Below are 2,324 nucleotides of genomic sequence, written 5' to 3'. Positions count from 1 at the left end.
ACGAGCTGAATGCCTATATCGACCACAGCCGCGATATGACCTTCTCTTATGCAGCCGTAAAACAGCTGGAAGGCAAATATCTGGTTCAAAACCGCGTTACCCGCCAAATTTATGAAACGCCGCAGTTTTTATACATTTTGGTGGCCATGTGTCTCTTCAGCAAATATCCGAAAGAGACCCGTTTGGATTACGTCAAACGCTTTTACGACGCCGTTTCCACATTCAAAGTATCGCTGCCTACACCTATCATGAGCGGCGTGCGTACGCCTACCCGTCAATTCTCAAGCTGCGTGTTGATTGAATGCGACGACAGCCTCGACTCCATCAACGCCACCACCAGCGCGATTGTGAAATACGTTTCCCAGCGTGCAGGCATCGGCATCAACGCCGGCCGTATCCGCGGTTTGGGCAGCGAAATCCGCGGCGGCGAAGCACAACACACCGGCTGTATCCCATTCTTCAAAATGTTCCAAGCGGCCGTTAAGTCCTGCTCGCAAGGCGGCGTACGCGGCGGCGCGGCAACCTTGTTCTACCCATTGTGGCATATCGAAGCCGAAAGCCTGTTGGTATTGAAAAACAACCGCGGCGTAGAAGACAACCGTATCCGCCAACTGGACTACGGCGTACAAATCAACCGCCTGCTGTACACCCGCTTGATTAAAGGCGGCAATATTACCCTGTTCTCGCCGAATGAAGTTCCGGGTTTGTATGATGCCTTCTTCGCCGACCAAGACGAGTTTGAACGCCTCTACACTCAATACGAGCAAGATCCAAACATCCGCAAACATACTTTGCCGGCAACAGAATTGTTCTCTACCCTGATGCAGGAACGTGCCGGTACCGGTCGTATCTACATCCAAAACGTTGACCACTGCAACACGCACAGCCCATTTGATCCGCGCGTTGCGCCTGTTCATCAGTCCAACTTGTGCATGGAAATCGCCCTGCCGACCAAACCGCTGGACAACATCAACGATGCAGAAGGCGAAATCGCCTTGTGTACCTTATCCGCCTTCAACTTGGGCGCATTGAACAACTTGGACGAACTGGAAGAGCTTGCCGATTTGACCGTACGCGCACTTGATGCCCTGCTGGATTATCAAGACTATCCGGTTGCAGCAGCACGCACCGCAACCATGAACCGCCGCACACTCGGCATCGGCGTAATCAACTACGCCTACTATCTGGCAAAAAACGGCGTACGTTACAGCGACGACTCCGCCCTCGGCCTGACCCACCGCACCTTTGAAGCCATGCAGTATTACCTGCTCAAAGCATCGGTAAACCTTGCCAAAGAATACAGCGCATGCCCGCTCTTCAACCAAACCGTTTATTCGCAAGGCAAACTGCCCATCGACACCTACAAAAAAGACTTGGATGCCGTGTGCAACGAGCCTTTGCACTACGACTGGGAAAGCCTGCGCGCCGACATCGTCAAATACGGCCTGCGCAACTCTACCCTGACCGCACTCATGCCGTCTGAAACCAGCTCGCAAATTGCCAACGCCACTAACGGCATCGAGCCTCCACGTGGCCTGGTCAGCGTTAAAGCATCAAAAGACGGTATTTTGAAACAAGTCGTACCGGAATTTGAAACCCTGAAAGATGCCTACGAAACCCTGTGGCAACTTCCCGGCAACGAAGGCTACCTGAAACTCGTCGGCGTAATGCAAAAATTCGTCGATCAATCGATTTCCGCCAATACCGCCTACGACCCGAACAAATTTGAAGGCAGCAAAGTTTCCATGAAACAAATGCTGAAAGACCTGCTGACCGCCTACAAATACGGCGTCAAAACCCTGTACTACCACAACACCCGAGACGGTGCGGACGATACACAGGCCGATATTCAAGATGACGGCTGCGCTGGTGGGGCTTGTAAGATTTGATAAGGGGGATTTTCAGACGACCTTTAGAGTTTAAAAGGTCGTCTGAAAATGAAATAAAACAAAGGATGGAAGAAAATGTCTAATACTTATTATGATAATCCAGCACAAAGATTATTGAAAATTATTAAAAAAGCTAAAGGAGTTCCATCACTTCGTACTTCAAGAGGCGCGTGGATGGAGATTTTAAATCTAACTAATGATGAAGCTAGTGATCGTAATATTCTATTTTCGATTAGCAAAGTTATAAATTTAATTGAGGAGATTAATAACTATTTCCAAGTAAATGAACCTGACTATATCGAGCATTGTCAGAATTGGATGGGAAACATATTGTTTTTTCTTGGTAAATCGGTAGAACTAGATAGAAAATGGGGTGAGGTCATTTGTTATTTAGATGAAAATATGACTTCATATCTTTATTCTTCTGTTAAGATT

General features: G+C 48.5%; 2 protein-coding genes. Both read left to right on the top strand.

The features are described from left to right. Nucleotides 1–1,889 (top strand): class 1a ribonucleoside-diphosphate reductase subunit alpha (gene nrdA / locus ACTHUM_RS11680; RefSeq protein WP_440402940.1); only part of this gene is annotated, 1,889 nt, incomplete at its 5' end. A gap of 75 nt (nt 1,890–1,964) precedes the next feature. Beyond that, nucleotides 1,965–2,324, top strand: a 360-nt coding sequence (locus ACTHUM_RS11675; RefSeq protein ID WP_440402939.1) for a hypothetical protein, incomplete at its 3' end; no start/stop codon positions are given.

The sequence above is a fragment of the Neisseria sp. P0021.S006 genome (genome assembly GCF_051956895.1).
The sequence above is the reverse complement of the archived record's forward strand: the minus strand, read 5'-3'. Positions and strand labels throughout refer to the sequence as shown.